Consider the following 17,408-nt stretch of genomic DNA (forward strand, 5'->3'; position numbering starts at 1 on the left):
TTATTCAACTTTTCCCCTCTTTATGTACTACATTTTGTCGTGCGGAATGTGGGTTGTACGAATGGGTAGACTATAGTAGGGAGGTTCCATGGAATTTTCCTACAAGGTTCCTGTTTATGACCAATTATGTAACTAATAACTGATAACTGATAACTGATAACTGATAACTGAATTTACTCACAGCGCCAAATTTTCACAGTATTGTCACTACTACCACTTACAATAGTATTATCATCAGCACTAATAGCTACAGAATTTACATCCTTAGAATGTCCGGTCAAAGTATCAATAACTTCTCCAGTTTCCATATTCCAAACTTTAATAGTTTTATCTGCACTACCACTAATTATAGTTTTTTTATCCAAACAAATTACCGACCTAACCCAATCAGAATGTCCGGTAATTGTTTTGATTAATTCAGATTTTTCTACAGACCATAATTTAATAGTTTTATCGCTACTTCCACTAACTAAAACTTTACCATCAGGACTAAAAGCAATTGTATTAATATCTCTCTTGTGTCCAACTAATTCACTAATTAACTTACCTGTTTCTACATCCCAAAATTTAATAATATTATCGCTACTGCCACTAGCAAGAATTTTCCCATCAGGACTAAAAGCAACTATATTTATTCCCCGTGAATTTTTAATACTGTACAAAAGTTGACAACTTTCTTGATGCCAAATTTTAATAGTTCGGTCGTCACTTCCACTAGCAATAAATGCTCCATTTGGACTAAATGCTACTGGCATTGAAACAATAGAATCAGAATGTCTAGATAAACTACAACTTATTGTACCTTTAGCCAAATCCCAAATATTAATCACCCCACCCACATTACCAATAGCTAAGATATTACTTTGATAATTAAAAGCAATTGATAAGACTACATTAGAAGCAACAAAAGAGTCTAATAATTCTCCTGTAGATAATTTCCATAATTTAACTGTTCGGTCAAAACTACCACTAGCAAAAATTTGATTATCTGGGCTAATAGCAACGGATGAAACTGAACTTAAATGACCCGAAATAGTTTGAGGTTTTCCCCAAGAATAAAGATGTAATCCTGGTACATGAGTAGTATATTTGAGAGAAATTTTAGGCTGTGAAATTTTGAGTAAATTTGGTGGGGGTGGGGGTGGGGGTGGTAATTTACCATTATTCAAATCTTTTAAGACATCTGCTGCAAATTGATAACGTTTGTTTGTCGCTTCAGTAATTAATTTATCTAGAATATTTCCTAGTTGTTCGCTGACAGGATTATCAACTAAATAATCACGCCATACCCATTTATTTTCTCCAGTATCAAATAGTTGAAATGGGGAAACATTGGTCAATAAATAAATACAAGTTACCCCTAAACTATATAAATCGCTGGCAAAATTTGCTCTACCTTTGAGTTGTTCTGGAGCAACATATTCAGGAGTTCCGATAATTGTACCTGTTCTTAATAATGCTGTACCGGTTAACTCTTTTGCTAAACCAAAATCTACTAATACTAATTGATTTCTGAATCCGGTTTTATAGGCAGAATTCGATTGTAAACGACGAATAATATTTTCTGGTTTAATATCGCGATGAATAATTTTGTGAGAGTGAATAAATTCTAGGACTGGTAAAAGACTATTTAATAGTTCTCGAATCTGATATTCTGAGAATTTTCCCTCTGTTTCTAAAATTTGAGCTAAGTTTTTTCCAGGGATAAATTCTTGTACTAAATATTGACAAGAATCATCATGTAAATTTGCTAATAGTTCAGCTATCTGAGGATGTTTTCCTAAACTATCTAATCTTTCTGCTTCTTGTTCAAATAGTTGGATTGCTTTTTTTACATCTGCATCATTTTGTGAAATAAAATAAAACTGTTTAATAACACATGGCGGCTTGGATGGTTTGTCTTGATCTACTGCTAAATACGTTTTGCTGAAACCTCCTTGACCAATCATTTTGATGGTTCGATAGCGGTCTTTTAGTATTAACATAGAATTACAACTTAGACAGATTATTGTATCAGAGAGGTTGTTGGGACTTTTGCAATTTTCTTTAAGGCAGTAAATCATATTTTTTCTTTTTGCGAATATTGTATTTGTTGCTTTAGTAGTTAGTAACATTTTCTCAGCACGCCTGATAATTTATTTATATAAATATCTATAAGTGATATTATTTTAATTTTGATTTATCCCGATAGATAAAAGTTAAATTCTCACGAATGATTTAGGATTCATATAGAAAAAAATACATTTTGAAATGGCGACTGAGTATCCAATATTAGCAATGTTCTCTGAATTGTGTTGGATGACAATTTGACTTAGTAATTTTATGAAATTATCTCCGCCTTTGCCTACCCTACAAAAAGATTAAATTTAGACACTCTTCAAATAATAAGTAGATCCCAACTATTGGGTAAATTTGCTATTTTTTATTACCTGTTTTCTATTGCCTATCATTACTTATTTAGCACTGGCTAAATTTTTTATTTATAGCATTTCTCTCCTTTTGTAAGGTACATTTTTTTTGCTTATTTTTCTATTTCCAGTTAAGTAGGTAGGCAAAATCAAACGTAAAATAATTGCAGCAACTAAATTTGCTAAAACCATGACTGAATTATGTACGGTTTTGTAGTAAGGTTTTGGAGATAAAACCCCTAACCACTCCTCTACTTCACAATTAATTTTAATTATCATTAGATACTTAAGCTATTACCTACTACTTAGAACTTTGTACCTCATAGAGCAAATCTAATTAAAGGGTATTTATACAGCAAGTAAAATACTATTTTTTTCCTTATTCCTAAAAATTGCTAAGAGAGTGAATGCACAAGGAAAAATTAAGACAGCTAGAGTGTTTAATCTTCACTATACTGGGTGGGTTACGGTAGATTCTTAACAGTTTAGTGAGTAAGAATATGTATTGTCGCCTATGAAAAGACAACAGTCAAAACCCACCCTAAGCCGTGATTAAGAACTCGATCTACATAGTAATTTTTCTCATTTTTAACTTCTAATCTTTTGAATTTTGATTTTTAAATTGGTTACTCCTGTCGCCAAATTTTAATAGTATGATCGCTACTACCACTAGCTAAACTCTTTCCGTCTCTAGAAAAAGTAACAGAATTAACATATTTTAAATGACCTTCTAAATTTACAATTTGCCGACCTGTTTTCCCATCCCAAATTTTAATAGTTCCATCCTCACTACCACTAGCAATAATATTTCCTTGAGGACTAAAAGCTAGTTGACGAACATCACTAGAATGTCCCTCAAAAGTTTGCAATATTTCACCCTGATCTATTTGCCAAATTTTAATATTTCTATCACGACCACCACTAGCTAAAATTTTACCATCAGGACTAAAAGCAACTGCATAAATATAATGTACTCCCTGATAATAATTACATAGATTTTTAACAGTATTACCTAAACTTAAATCCCATATTTTAATCGTATTATCTTCACTGCCACTCGCCAAAGTTTTGCCGTCTGGACTAAAAGCGATTGCGCGAACTGGTCGTGAATGTCCGCTCAAAGTCATCATTACCTTCCCAAAGTTCGCATCATAAATATCATCCCCCAGTCGCCAAATTTTTACATTTTTATCTTTACTAGCACTAGCTAAAATTTTACCGTCTGGACTAAAAGCGATCGCCGTTACTCCTCCAGAATGACCAAAATATTCTCCCTGACTCCAGTCACCGAGAATGCAAAGAAGTTTGCCCGTCTTAACTTCCCAAAGTCTAATAGTTTTGTCGTCACTCCCACTAGCTAATATTTTCCCATCCGGACTAAAAGTAACAGAGTTCACATAACCGGAATGTCCCCGGATAGTCAATATTTCTCTACTACTATCTACTTCCCACAACTTAATAGTTTCATCCTCGCTCCCACTCGCTACAATTTTGTCATCGTTATTGAAAGCAACGGAGCAAACCCATTTTTGATGACCGATGAGAGTATGTACGCATTTCCAAGTTTGACTCGGTATAGTTGTAGGTGTAACTTCTGGTGTTTGGAGAGCTGTTTGATCTTGAATAAGAGTCAACTTAATTTGAGCATCTGCATTTAAAATTTTTATAACTTCATCAACAGACTGATAACGACGGTTGACTGCATTTTCCACCAGTTTATCCAAAACATAACCCAACTTTTCGCTTACAGAATTATTCTGTAAATAACGTCGCCATACCCACGCACCCTCACCCACATCAAATAATTCAAATGGGGAAACTTTGGTTAATAGATGCAAGCAAGTTACCCCCAAACTATATAAGTCGCTCGCAAATACCGCCTTGCCTCGGTTTTGTTCGGGAGCAGTATATTCAGGAGTGCCAATAGTTGTACCTGTTTTGAGGAGTGCGGTACCCAGAGCATATTTAGCAGCACCAAAGTCTACTAATACTAACTGGCGATCGCTATTTTGACGGCAAATAATATTTTCTGGTTTGATGTCGCGGTGAATCACATTATGATAATGAATAAACCCCAGCACTGGCAGCAAATTTTTCAGTAAGTCCCTGATTTGTTCTTCGTTGTAGGGTTTCTCAATTTCTAGAGTTTGGGCTAAGTTTTGTCCAGGGATGAATTCTTGTACTAAATATTGTCGCCCATCTTGGGTGAAGTGGGCCATTAGTTCGGGAATTTGGGAATGTTTGCCCAACTGGTCTAACCTTGTAGCTTCTTTTTCAAAGAGTTCGGCAGCTTTGTTAATATTATTTGTGCCTTGTGATGCAGGAAAAAATTGTTTAATGACGCAGTAAGGTTTGGAGGGTTTGTCTTCGTCGATAGCTAAAAATGTTCTGCCAAAACCTCCTTGACCAATTAGGTTTAAGGGGCGATAGCGGTCTTTTAGTAGTAGCTTTGAGCCGCAATTTTGGCAATATTTATTCCAATCTGGGTTTTGGGGAATTTGACAGTTGGGGTTAAGGCAATAACTCATGCCGATAGGTTTTTAGCTAATGATAATAATATTGACTATATTTGGCTTTGGTCGGTTAGGTTTCTTTAGTTACTATAATTTTTTAGCAATAGGCAAGATAGGTTTACAAAGTTTTTTATTACTATATTCCAGTTTTTATCAAGATTGACTGAAGTTAAGCATAAATTAATTTTTATGTTGTCATAAATGTTTACTTAATTTTGCCAAGTCTGAATTTATAGAGATTTCATCAACTAATTCTTAAAACTTCCAAACCACCTAAATTGCCAATTTTTTAATAGCCAAACGTTGAATATCATTAAAATAACTATGAACAAGAAATATATAGGACTTACGCAATACAACGTATTTTCGTCATTGCGACCGACAGGGAAGCAATCTCAAATCCTAGTTTTTCCTATTTCATGCGTAAGTCCTGATATAATTAATTTCCCATCCTTATTTTTGATACACTTAATAATCTGATGCTTTTTTATTAAGTAGTTCTGGAACATAAATTTCCTAGTTCAGAGAGTGAACAGGAAGTCAATTAGGATATATAATTAATTTTGCTTATGAACTTATCGGTTTTGTAAATTCTTCCTGATATGATTGATACCAGCTCTTACAAGTAAATGCGATGCAAAAATTTGGTTTATGATGGTTAAGGTATACGATGCTCTGAATTGTCGCCAACTTGACAGCCTGAATTTGTCAAAGTGAGAGACTATTAGAAATTTCAGTCATTGAACTTTCAATTTTAGCGATCGCTTCAATTTGCTTATCAAAGTATTTAGTAATAGCTTGAATCTTGCTTAAAAGCGATCGCTGGAGTATTTGGCCAGCAGCTCATCATAACTTAGCTCCTAATTCTGTGCCGAACACTCTAGCTTGAATCCTAATATTTTACGATCAAGATTCTAGAATTTATAGGAATTAAAAACTCTAGTCTGACCATCTTTTTGAAAGGCAAATACATCAAAAGATTGTTTGCGATCGCCCATTTCCATACCAGGAGTACCAATAGGCATTCCGGGAACGCTAATTCCAGCAATATCTGCTTTTTGGGCGATTAAACCTTGAACATCTGCCACCGGGATATGACCCTCTACAAGATAGCCAGCAATTTCACTTGTGTGACAAGATGTCAAATCTAAGGGCAAATTATATTTCTGGCGAATAGTTTTAATTTCTGACTCAGGTTTGACAATATCAGTTACTTGAAAGCCATTTTTCTTAATATGTTCCACCCAACCCTTACAGCATCCGCAAGTGGGAGTACGGTAGACAGTGATATTAAGTGCTTGTGGTGCTAAGTCTGTTGTCAATAAATCAGAGTTTGTAATAGTCTGAGTTGTTGCACTAAAGGTAGGATTTTCTGGCAAACCGACAAAAGACCAATATGCAACTCCTAAAACTCCAGCAACTGCCACACCAGCAATTAGAGATTGCATCCAATTAGAGAAAACCTTTTTCATAACTATTACCTCAAATAATCTATAAGTATTTTTTTAATGATAAACCTTCCAGTCGAGTGGAAAGTCAAGCCTTAATTTCTAAATTTCCCATCATTCCCAAATCTTCGTGGTCAAGAATATGACAATGGTAAACAGTCTTTCCAGCAAAATCTCGCAAGGCCATCCGAATTAAAACTGTTTCCCCAGGTCTGACCAACACTACATCTTTCCAAGCACGATAGGGTTCTGGTTTACCATTCCGACTCAAAACTTGAAAAGGATTGCCATGAACATGAAAAGGATGATCCATCATGCCTGTATTAATTAATTCCCAGTCTTCAACCGTATTAAGCTGAACTTGAGTATCAATTCTTTCTGGTTGATATGGCTGGCCATTAAACAAAAATGCCATTCCTTGACCAGGTATCATGCCGTGATTCATCTGAAAACGACGTACTTTTTGAGGTTCTGGCAATGCTGCGACTGAGATTAGTTTTGTTGGCAATGGTACAGCAGCAACCTGTGTGTCATAACTCACTGTTGCTAAAACTTGGGGTTGAGTTTCAGGAAAGTTTCTCTCCATCATGCTTCTACCCATCATACCCATACCTACTCGTTCATAAGATAAATTGAACAAGCGATATTTTCCAGGTTCTTGGTTAGCTTGAATTAATACATCTGCACGTTCTCCAGGAGTGAGTAGCAGTTCTGACATTTCTACAGGTTCAGCTAATGCGCCTCCGTCAGTAGCAATTAAATAAAATGGGTGTTCTTCTAGAGACAACTGATAAAAGCGGGAACTTGAAGCATTAAGAATTCGTAATCGTAATAAACCTTGAGCGGGAATGGTAAAGTTAGGGTTAAACTGACCGTTAGCAGTAATCAAATTTCCTTCCCTTCCAGTCATTATTGAAAGTTCCTGGGATGGGAGCATATTCCCTTGTTGATCTAGGGCAAAATCTTGCAACACTAAAAATTGTTCTGAAGCAGCTTTGACTTCGGGAATTTCATCTAACTCTCCGCGAACAATAAATAATCCCGCCAACCCCCCAAATAATTGTTCCGCTACTAAACCATGCAAATGCGGATGATACCAGAAAATTCCAGCAGGATGATTTTCGGGAATTTGGAACTGATATGTGAAGCGATCGCCTGGTGGAATATTAAGAAAGACGTTATCGGCGTTTCCGGTGATGGGAATATGCAAACCGTGATAATGAAGATTTGTTGGTTGGGGTAAATTGTTAGTGAAATTTATCCGAATAGTATCTCCTGGTTTTGCTTCTAGTTTTGGTCCGGGAATTTGTCTGTTATAACTTAATACATAAGCTTGTTTATTTGCCAGATTTATTTGATTATAATTAGCTGTTAAATCAACTTCTAAAATTCCATCTTGGTTCTGATTAATTTGAGGATATGATGAAAAAAATTGTTTATTTTCTTGAGTATTGGCTAGGTTACATTGAGCCATTAAAGTAGCGATAGCACTACTATAACTTAGGATTAAAAATTTTCGGCGATTAATTGATTTCATAATTAATATGGTGGGGATTTTACATTTGATTCAAAATGTTATTTCTGCAAATTAAGTAGGTCGGTGTTAAAATTTATTGCTATGTAATAGAATGTAAACTCTTCTCAAATTAGCTGTAGGTCAGAGTTTTGGGTTAATTGACAAAACTTAATGTATTTAAGCTTTTTTGTGCGTACCTACTTACCATTATAGCACTACGCAAAAAGTCAAGATATCCTTCTTTTCCCTGTTCGCTATTCCCTTACAACCAAAATCTATTGTCCTAACCAAAAATTGAATCTGTATATATTACATTTTACAGTGGTTTAATAATAAATAAAAGTCTTATTGACGGTAGGAAAAAAAGGTAATTTCAAAGTAAATGTACTACCTATGCCAGGTACACTTTGAACAGTAATATTACCTTGATGAAGTTGAGCGATCGCTAATGCAATAGAAAGACCTAATCCCGAACCTCCTGTTTGACGAGAGCGATCGCTATTCACACGATAAAATCGGTCAAAAATTCGTTTTTGTTCTCTTTCGGTAATGCCAATACCTGTATCTTCCACATGAATTAAAGCTGAATTAACATTAACTTCTAAAATTATTTTTACCTCACCTTCTGGAGGCGTGTAGTTAATAGCATTAACAACTAAATTAGAAACCAAACGATACAATTGTTCAATATTTCCCATCACTTCCACAGATTGAGAAACCCTAATTTCAGATACGAGTTTTACTTTTGTAGCGACTGCCAAAACGGCAAATTCTTCAGCAATATCACTAACTAAATCATTCAAACAAATAAATTCTTGTTTTTGGGGTAATTTCTCCATTCGACTATCCATGCGACAGAGAATTAACAAATCAGAGACCATTTGAGATAAACGTTGATTTTGTCGCCCCATTATTTCCAGAGTTTCCCTAGCTTCCGTCTCAGTTAGTTTTGGCAACATTAAAGTAGATTCAATAGTGGCTCGAATAGCAGCTAACGGCGTTCGTAACTCGTGGGCAGCATCCGCCGTAAATTGCTGAATTTGCCGATAAGATTGGTAAATGGGGCGCATTGCTTTGCCAGATAACCACCAACTAGCACCAGCGATAGACAAAATTCCCATTGGCAAACCCAATAGTAAAATATAAGTAACTGTTTTGATATATTCATCAAAATCTTGCAAACTCCTCCCCACCAGAAGATATCCCCACTCCAAGTCATCCTGAGTATGCAGCATTAAAGAGATTTGTCGATAACGCTTGCCATTAGCAGTGAGGGTTTGTAGCTGTGGTGTGTTTTGAGTTAGTTGCAGTCCTTTTGGTCGTAACCCTGCTACTGCTATTAAATTGTTGGAGCGATCAAGTAAGCGCAAATAATAATTTTCAGTTTCGGGAACTCCTCTCAGGTGGGGTTGAAAAAAATTGCAGGAGGTTTCCACTAAACAAAAATTGGGTAAGATGCGAGTTGCGGCAACTGTTACCTTTGCAGGTTTTTCGAGAACAGTTTTTAAACTGTCGTGTATTGTTGTTGCCACTGATTTAAGTTCTCGGTCAATGGTAATTCGGTGAGCGTGCAGAATAGCTTCATAAAATCCTAAAATGCATAAACTTAGGATAACTCCCATTACCATGACATACCAACCAGCTAGGGAAAGGCGGGTTTGTTGAAATAGTTTGTTTTGGTGCATTTTTGAGTGACATACCGCTATGGGCCAGTTAAAAGTCAAAAGTAATTTCTTATTGAGTTAAAGGAATATCAACCTGATACTTTGATGCTAGATGCGTAAGTATTATTTATATTTTGTATCACACAAAATCTAGTATTAACTATTCCCTAAAATTTATAACATTTTCTCTTGCTTCAATATAAGAATTGCTATATCAGATTTATTGATACTATATTTTTTACCACTATTTATCAAAATCACTCCTACTTTAGTTATCAACGAAGCTTTGTGTTATACTATTGCGTATATCAAAATAGATCAAAAATTATGTTTGTTGGCACTACTGAAGCAGCAAGTTTATTAAGTATTTCTACTCAAAGAATCCGAGTTTTACTTAAAGAAGGTCGAATTCAAGGAGCAAGAAAAATCAATGGTCGTAGTTGGGTAATTCCTCTATATAAAGGAACAATTAAAATTGCAGGCAGAAGCCGTGGTCCTGAGCCTCGTTGGTCTTCCCGTAGGCACTGTGGCAAGAATACGATTCATTTCAATCGACCTAATATTGGCATTAATAAAAATAATAAAAATACCGATCTCCATGTAATTTCTGTGAAACGCAGCTCTAAGACTTTAGCAAAAGGTCACGAAATAGAAATTCACGGTCCTTGTCGGATTGTTTATAAACCAGAAAAACCTCATTCATGCGGAGCGACTGTTTGGATTGAGACTTTGGCAACGGCGACAGTCTTCAATTTTGATGGCACAGTTGAGCGAGTAGATAGTACCTGGATTTGGGAAGAAGACGAAATGTGGAAAATTAATAAGAAAAATATTGATGACTTGATAAAAGCATCCTAGTTAAAAAGTTAATCTGAATCAGATGCCAGTCTCGTCTTTAGATTCTCACAGATTTATGATTTCTGTGTGAAATTTATTGTGGCAAAATTTGACTAATACCAATTCACTTTAAAGATGTCACAAATAGTTTCAAACTTTAGATGTGAAATAATTTCCTGAAATTGCTGGGGTGTCAAAGCTATGAGTCTATAAAATCTTACTTTTAACTTTTAAATTTTGAATGGATGACTTCCGTAAAACGGAATAACATACTCTGCTTTACCTTTCAAAACGTAAACCTCAAACCACCCAAAAATTTAACCTCATCAACACTTTCTCCCTCTTCTCTAGCAAAGTCGGCAGTACCAGCAAACTTACGTTCCCAGGAAATACCAATATAAGGTGCAAACCGACGACTAAATTCATAGCGCAGTCGCATTTCTAACTCAAGATCGTTAAAACCCGTACCAATTTCAAATTCTTCAACCTCCTGTGCTGCTACATTAACTTCAAATTCTGGCTGCAATACCAATCGTTGAGTAAGCAACAATTCATACTCTACACTTAGCCGGGCAGAAATATCGCCATCTTCGCTGACAAAAAGAGCGGCATCTACTTCAAAGAAATAAGGAGCTAATCCTTGCAAACCAAAAACTACAAAAGCACGTCCGTCAGACTCAGAACCAAATATTCTGTCGTAACGCACACCAGCTTGCCATTCCCAAAAAGACCAGACTAACTGACTGTAAAGTAATTGTACTTCCGCATCTCCTTCCCCATCTTCGGTATTAACTTCACCATCAGTTTTTAACCACAATCTTCTGTAGTCGCCACCAACCCAACCATGAGCATCCCAATTAAAACTACTGTCAGCATCATTAACGCGATATTCTAACTCTTCAATTAACAACAGCCAAAATATTTGATTATCTTTGATTACTGAAGGCCAATTTTCCTGATTGTACTCATTAGCAATTTCCCAAGTAGGAGCAAGATTAGTCGAGCGATCGCCTATCTGTTTTCCTTCTGCCATAACCACTGGTGCATAACTGAAGTAGCTGAAAAAACTGATTACAGCGACAGCATAGTAAAAACCTGTTTTTAAGAAATTCATTATTATGCTTGTTCTACCTTATCAGTTACAGAAACTACACGAAACATCCCTACCTTCATGTGATAGAGCAGATGGCAATGAAACGCCCAATTACCAGGTGCATCCACAGTAACATCTACAGACATTCTCTCGGCAGGTTTAACCAGAACAGTATGTTTGCGTGGTTTATAAGCACCTGCTCCATTATCCAATTCCATCCACATTCCGTGTAAATGGATGGGATGTTCCATCATCGTATCGTTGACAAAGGTAAGTCGTAGTCGTTCGCCGTTATAAAATTGAATTGGTTCCTTTGCTTCTGAATATTTCTTGCCATCAAACGACCACATATACCGTTCCATATTTCCGGTGAGATGTAGTTCTATTTCCCGTTCGGCTTTTCTTTGGTCTTCACGAGGTTTCAGACTGCGTAAGTCGGTGTATAACAGAACGCGAGTACCTGTGTTTTCTAAACCAATACCTGGTTCGTGGAGCCTACTTTTTGACATCATAGCTACTCCCGCACTACCTGAACCATGATGGTCTGGGCCGTGCATTACTGGCTCTTGATGAGGTATTGTTTCTGTTTCAGTTGAATGATTCATTCCGCTTTTATGCTGAGAATGATCCATCCCACTGTTATGTTGAGAATGATTCATCCCACCGTTATGCTGAGAATGATCCATCTCATTCATGTTTGGAGAGTGTTGAGAATGTGCAGAATGATCCATGCCATGATCGTGACCCATATCCGCCATAGTTCTCAGAGGGCGAGTTCGTCGTTCTGGCAGAGGTGCAGTCATACCCAGACGAGGCGCAAGAGTTCCACGAGCATAACCACTTCTATCCATTGTTTCGGCAAAAATAGTATAAGCAGTCTCCTCTTGAGGTTCAACAATTACATCGTAAGTTTCAGCAATAGCAATCCGAAATTCATCCACAGTTACAGGTTGCACATTTTGACCGTCTGCTTGTACTACCGTCATTTTCAGTCCGGGAATCCTCACATCAAAAAAAGTCATTGCTGAAGCATTGATAAACCGGAGTCTTACTTTTTCACCAGGCTTAAATATGCAACTCCAGTTAGACTCTGGTGCCATGCCATTCATTAGATATGTATAGGTTGCACCTGTAATATCAGCAATATCAGTAGGATCCATCCGCATTCTGCGCCAATCCATATCATCAAACAAATGTCCCACTGTTCGCCGTTGATAATTATAGTAGGTGCTTTTATTTTTCAAGTTAGCAAGCACTTGATGGGGGTTTTCAAAAGTCCAGTCAGAGAGCAATATTACATATTCCCGGTTGTATTCAATAGGTTCGGGTTCAGCCGGATCGATAATCATGGCTCCAAAATGACCGAGTTGTTCTTGCAACCCACTATGACTGTGATACCAATAAGTGCCACTCTGGGTTACAGGGAAATGATAGGTGAAAGTTTCTCCTGGTTTAATGCCAGCAAAGCTCAGGCCGGGAACTCCATCCATTTCAGGTTGGAGAATAATTCCATGCCAATGAATTGAGGTATCTGTTTTGAGATTGTTTGTGACTTTAATAGTAGCTGTTTGACCTTCCCGCAAACGAATTAATGGTCCTGGAATTGAACCGTCAACTGTCATAGCGGTAGCTTTTCGCTCTCCTATTTTGAGTTTGGTTTCCTGAATTTGGAGGTTAATTAGATCGGGATATTTACTTCCGTGTTCAGAGTCAGTAGCAGCAATGATTTGTCTGCTATAAGTAGGGAAAATATTGTCTATGGCTGTGACTATACCTACCCCAGCAGTGAAGCCTAAGAAGTTTCGTCTAGTAAGTGGGTTGATTTTCATAGTTTTAGTTAACTTTTGGCTCAATTTGTAGTTAAAAAAATTATGGTTAATGTTGATTTTTGAATTGATAGGACATATTGATATTTTTTCCAAACCAAACTAATTTTTTTTTACTAAATGCTAGTTTGACTCAAGAATATGAAATTGGGATGAAATATCAACTGGATTTTTTTGAATTTTAGTAGTTATAATCTCTGGAGCAACAAAGAGAGTATTTCCAAAAAATATTAATGGTGGGTTAAGCTGCAAATCAAAATTTATTGGTATATCTCCAAAATAAATCCCGCATCTAACACACCCTAGTGCCGTGTCAAGCTTAAAATAGTGGAATAGATTTTTGACTCTTTACTTTGAAAAATCAGCATCGTAGGATTTTCCTAAAGTAACATTTAAGGCTTGACACGGCACTAGGAAATAGCAAAATTTGTAGGGTGCGTTATACCGCTAAAATTTAGAATTTGAAAAAGGTTTAGGAATCCGTCAGAACGCACCATTTTAGCTGTGTCGGTCTACTACAAAATAGAGGATTTTAGATTGACATTTCATCCTAATTTCATAAATGCCATGTATAGTAAGTATTGATTGCCTAAAATCAGTAAATTTCAAATGTTGGATGAGAAAACCTGACAAAATTAGGTTTATTACTGAAGAACAATCAGGTTTTTCTTCCAAATATTAGAAATAGTCTCTAATAGGAGTAGAAAACATAATGCAAACTATATCTTTACTAGCTCATGCCCCAGAGTTTCATCTACCTAATAAAAATGATGATTCAAAAACAGAAGTAAAACCAGTAGAAAATAATTATGTTGATAAAAAACTAGAAAATCAAATACAACAAATATCCTCGCCAAAGGTGGAAACTCAAGCAGAAACAGTTGTAGAACAAAAAGTTATCAATTCAGTTGATTTACCTCAAACAAATATCTTTATACCACAGTCTGGAGAAATTGTTTTTTTCCTATTATTAACTATGCCATTTTTACTATTTTCAATGAAACGATATATATTTAGATAAAGTTATATAGTGATCGGAAAAAAATATTATTCTGTTAGATTTTTCACAACCTATTTAGGATTGCTCTAGATTATTTCTGATATTAAACCACTCATAAATAATATTTAAACTATGAAAATTAATCAAGCCAGACTGCGCCAACTGCACTATTTATTTGCACCAATAATGTTATTTCCTGTACTACTTACTTTAATTACAGGTTCTCTATTTCAAATATCAGTTATTAACGGTCAATCCAATGATTTTCTTTGGTTATTGGAATGGCATAGAGGCAAGTTTGGGAGAATTAATTTAGAGATGATTTATCCATTTTTAAATGCCTTTGGAATTTTCATGCTGGCAGTGACAGGAATTATTATGTGGTTCCAAATTCGGCGACAATATAAGAGATAATCAAAACAAGCTATTTGCTCAATTTTGAATTTTAAAAGATAGATACAAAAACTATCAAATTATTTTTGAAATTTATTGTATATTATTTCCCATTGGCAAAAAATAGATTATCTCTATTTATCTACAGGATTGAAGCGATAACCTAAACCATAAACCGTTTCAATTAAATCTCCACATCCACTCACTCCCAATTTACGTCTTAATAATCTAATTTGAGCAGCAACAACATTACTTATTGGCTCTGAATCTAATTCCCAAAGTTGAGCTAAAATTTGGTCTCGACTAAGAATTTGGTGAGGATGGCGGAGAAAATATTCTAGCAAGACAAATTCTTTATGAGTCAGATTAATTACATTTTTTTCCTGATTTTTCTTGAGAAAACAAATAGTATTAGTACCATAGTCTAGAATTAGATTTCCTACCTGTAATTGTTGGGGTTGAATTTCAGGTGATCGCCTTTGTAAAGCTCTGAGCCTAGCTAATAGTTCTGGCATTCCAAAAGGCTTAACTAAATAATCATCTGCCCCTGCATCTAATCCCGTAACCTTATCTGCCATACTATCTTTCGCTGTTAACATCAACACGGGTAAAGCACTATTTTTTTGTCGCAAAAATTTGACTAATTCTAATCCTGATAAACCAGGTAGCAACCAGTCAACAATAGCAAGGCGATATAAGGTCAATTGACTGTCTAAATATTCCCATGCTATTGCGCCATCAACCGCCCAATCAACCACATAAGATTCTTGATGGAGAACCCGTTTAATTGCTGCTCCTAAATCTGGTTCATCTTCGACTAATAAAACTCGCATAATTCAGATTAGTTTAGTAACTTTATACTCTAAATATACAGTATTAACAATTCAAAGCAGATATTTATAAAATAAGATTGTGAAATGAAGATTAATCTTTGGGGCTAATTTTACAAATCAGTCTAATGCCATAAGATAACTATAATATCCACTGGATGGGGCGGGTTTAAATACTTAGGATAAAATACCTTAACTTCAATATTTAGCCTTCAACCCACCCCAACAAAAAAAGCCTCTCGCTATTTATCTAAACTTAATATAAATTCCCAACAACTCTATTATCTGCGTGTTCAAACTCATAAACATAAAACAGTCTACTCAACTGTTGCAATTTATATCCCCCGAAAGCAAATAAAGTTGCACCCCCTAAAGCAAACCAAAATCCTAGTGGGGGAACTGCTAAACCAGAAACAAATGTTCCCGTCTCAGTTATTGCTGCTGTTGCTGCTTGAATAGCGATCGCCCGTGCATCAATAACTATCCCCAAACACAGACACAACCCTGCCACAACATAAGTCAAAATCTTTAAGCGATTAATATTTTTCAGTGCATCCTGACAAACCAGACAATGTTTTGTGTGAGTTTCCCATACATCAAATTGTTTTGTCCACTGGAATGTTTCTCTTTCTGTTGTTTTTTGGATGTCTTGTTTAAGAATTTTCTCTGTTACCACAGTTACCCCTTATTTAAGTCAAAATTCAAAAATCAAAAGTTAAAAGTAAGAAAATTCTATAAATTAATTTACTTGCTCTCAACTGTCTTAATTGGTCAGATAAATTTACATTTATTTAAGATAACCTAATTATCAAAAAAATTCAGCTAAGTAGTGCAGGAATCTTGCCTGCCAGTGCTTTGAGCATCCTCTCTGGTACACTTGATATAATAAAAGTTACTACTCAGTTATTAGTCATTAATTTTTAATACTATATTTATTACCAAAGTAATTATTATATATCTAGAAAAAACGGTTAACAGTTAGAATTAAAATTAGAGCCAATTTTAAGGATAATTATTAAATACATATCAGGAGAAAAATTACAATATGGGAGGAAATCAATTTCGATTTAAACAGTTTACAATTCTGCAAGATAGATGTGCTATGAAAGTTGGTACTGATGGTACTTTATTAGGAGCATGGGTAGATGTTTCTGGAGCAGAAAAAATTTTAGATATTGGTACGGGTACTGGTTTAATTGCTTTAATGTTGGCACAGCGTTCCTGTCAGCCGTGCAGAACACTATCGCTTGCTAATATTGATGCTGTGGAAATTGACACAGACTCATCTATTCAAGCTAGAGAAAATGTGGAACGCTCACCTTGGTCAAACAGAGTTAAAATTGCCAACTCTTCAATTCAAAAATATACAGATATTTGCCAAAAACGTTATGATTTAATAGTATCAAATCCACCTTTCTTTGAAAATGCTTTGAAAGCTGCTAATCAGGCTAGAACAGTTGCTAGACATACTGATTTTCTTTCACAAGCTGATTTATTGCAGGCAGCAGTTCAACTTTTGTCTGAAACAGGTAGATTGGCTGTAATTTATCCAGTAGAACAAGCTGAAAATTTTCAAGAAAAGGCTGAATATTTGGGATTATTTTGTCAGAGAAAACTGTATGTTAAACCTATGCCAGAAATTCCCACAAAAAGAATTTTGATGGAACTAAGTAAAAACCAATTACCATATCAAGAAAACACCCTAACTATTGAAGTAAAACAATATATGTACACACCAGAATTTATTGCTTTAATCAAAGATTTTTATCTGAAATATTAACTTGATAAAATTTACCTGTTTCCAGATTTAAGATAAGTTAATTTTTAGAAAAACAACTATATTTATTTTTTAGTCTATAAAAAATAAATATTAAAACTTC

At 35.4% G+C, this 17,408-nt stretch carries 14 protein-coding genes; 4 read left to right on the top strand and 10 right to left on the bottom strand.

What is annotated here, in order from left to right:
• Nucleotides 1-173: 173 nt before the first annotated feature.
• The 6 genes from ACP6PL_RS18660 to rppB form a co-directional block, all read right to left on the bottom strand.
• Nucleotides 174-1,985, bottom strand: coding sequence for a protein kinase domain-containing protein (locus tag ACP6PL_RS18660; RefSeq protein ID WP_426546774.1), 1,812 nt, complete (start codon nucleotides 1,983-1,985; stop codon nucleotides 174-176).
• Nucleotides 1,986-2,480: 495 nt separating this feature from the next.
• Nucleotides 2,481-2,687, bottom strand: coding sequence for a hypothetical protein (locus ACP6PL_RS18665; protein WP_426546775.1), 207 nt, complete (start codon nucleotides 2,685-2,687; stop codon nucleotides 2,481-2,483).
• Nucleotides 2,688-3,034: 347 nt separating this feature from the next.
• Nucleotides 3,035-4,936: a protein kinase domain-containing protein gene (locus ACP6PL_RS18670; RefSeq protein WP_426546776.1), complete on the bottom strand. Its 1,902-nt coding sequence runs from the start codon at nucleotides 4,934-4,936 to the stop codon at nucleotides 3,035-3,037.
• 899 nt (nucleotides 4,937-5,835) lie between these two features.
• On the bottom strand, nucleotides 5,836-6,393 hold the full coding sequence (locus tag ACP6PL_RS18675; protein WP_426546777.1) for a DUF411 domain-containing protein: 558 nt from the start codon (nucleotides 6,391-6,393) through the stop codon (nucleotides 5,836-5,838).
• A 64-nt stretch (nucleotides 6,394-6,457) separates the two neighbouring features.
• Entirely contained in the window at nucleotides 6,458-7,906 is a 1,449-nt protein-coding gene (locus tag ACP6PL_RS18680) for a multicopper oxidase family protein (RefSeq protein WP_426546778.1), read from the bottom strand.
• Nucleotides 7,907-8,211: 305 nt separating this feature from the next.
• The gene (gene rppB / locus ACP6PL_RS18685) at nucleotides 8,212-9,570 is read right to left on the bottom strand and encodes a two-component system sensor histidine kinase RppB (protein WP_426546779.1); all 1,359 of its coding nucleotides are present in this window, start codon (nucleotides 9,568-9,570) and stop codon (nucleotides 8,212-8,214) included.
• A 306-nt stretch (nucleotides 9,571-9,876) separates the two neighbouring features.
• On the opposite strand from rppB, the gene ACP6PL_RS18690 reads away from it, so the two are divergent.
• On the top strand, nucleotides 9,877-10,407 hold the full coding sequence (locus ACP6PL_RS18690) for a DNA-binding protein (protein ID WP_426546780.1): 531 nt from the start codon (nucleotides 9,877-9,879) through the stop codon (nucleotides 10,405-10,407).
• A 265-nt stretch (nucleotides 10,408-10,672) separates the two neighbouring features.
• Here ACP6PL_RS18690 and ACP6PL_RS18695 read toward each other — a convergent pair whose 3' ends face one another.
• Together ACP6PL_RS18695 and ACP6PL_RS18700 are read right to left on the bottom strand one after the other, a co-directional pair.
• Nucleotides 10,673-11,500, bottom strand: a complete 828-nt coding sequence (locus tag ACP6PL_RS18695) for a copper resistance protein B (protein WP_426546781.1) — start codon at nucleotides 11,498-11,500, stop codon at nucleotides 10,673-10,675.
• Between the two features lie 2 nt (nucleotides 11,501-11,502).
• The gene (locus ACP6PL_RS18700) at nucleotides 11,503-13,308 is read right to left on the bottom strand and encodes a copper resistance system multicopper oxidase (RefSeq protein ID WP_426546782.1); all 1,806 of its coding nucleotides are present in this window, start codon (nucleotides 13,306-13,308) and stop codon (nucleotides 11,503-11,505) included.
• A gap of 709 nt (nucleotides 13,309-14,017) precedes the next feature.
• Here ACP6PL_RS18700 and ACP6PL_RS18705 point away from each other — a divergent pair.
• Nucleotides 14,018-14,326 (top strand): hypothetical protein, encoded by a 309-nt coding sequence (locus ACP6PL_RS18705; protein WP_426546783.1) that lies wholly within the window; start codon nucleotides 14,018-14,020, stop codon nucleotides 14,324-14,326.
• A 111-nt stretch (nucleotides 14,327-14,437) separates the two neighbouring features.
• Nucleotides 14,438-14,719 (top strand): PepSY domain-containing protein, encoded by a 282-nt coding sequence (locus ACP6PL_RS18710; protein WP_426546784.1) that lies wholly within the window; start codon nucleotides 14,438-14,440, stop codon nucleotides 14,717-14,719.
• A 113-nt stretch (nucleotides 14,720-14,832) separates the two neighbouring features.
• On the opposite strand, the gene rppA is transcribed toward ACP6PL_RS18710, so the two are convergent.
• Both rppA and ACP6PL_RS18720 read right to left on the bottom strand, forming a co-directional pair.
• Nucleotides 14,833-15,531 (bottom strand): two-component system response regulator RppA, encoded by a 699-nt coding sequence (rppA, locus tag ACP6PL_RS18715; protein ID WP_426546785.1) that lies wholly within the window; start codon nucleotides 15,529-15,531, stop codon nucleotides 14,833-14,835.
• 253 nt (nucleotides 15,532-15,784) lie between these two features.
• Nucleotides 15,785-16,204, bottom strand: a complete 420-nt coding sequence (locus ACP6PL_RS18720) for a hypothetical protein (RefSeq protein ID WP_426546786.1) — start codon at nucleotides 16,202-16,204, stop codon at nucleotides 15,785-15,787.
• 369 nt (nucleotides 16,205-16,573) lie between these two features.
• Between ACP6PL_RS18720 and ACP6PL_RS18725 the strand changes: the two genes are divergently transcribed.
• Entirely contained in the window at nucleotides 16,574-17,308 is a 735-nt protein-coding gene (locus ACP6PL_RS18725; protein WP_426546787.1) for a tRNA1(Val) (adenine(37)-N6)-methyltransferase, read from the top strand.
• Nucleotides 17,309-17,408 lie beyond the last annotated feature (100 nt).

The sequence above is a fragment of the Dapis purpurea BLCC-M126 genome, assembly GCF_050015975.1.
GTDB lineage: Bacteria > Cyanobacteriota > Cyanobacteriia > Cyanobacteriales > Microcoleaceae > Trichodesmium.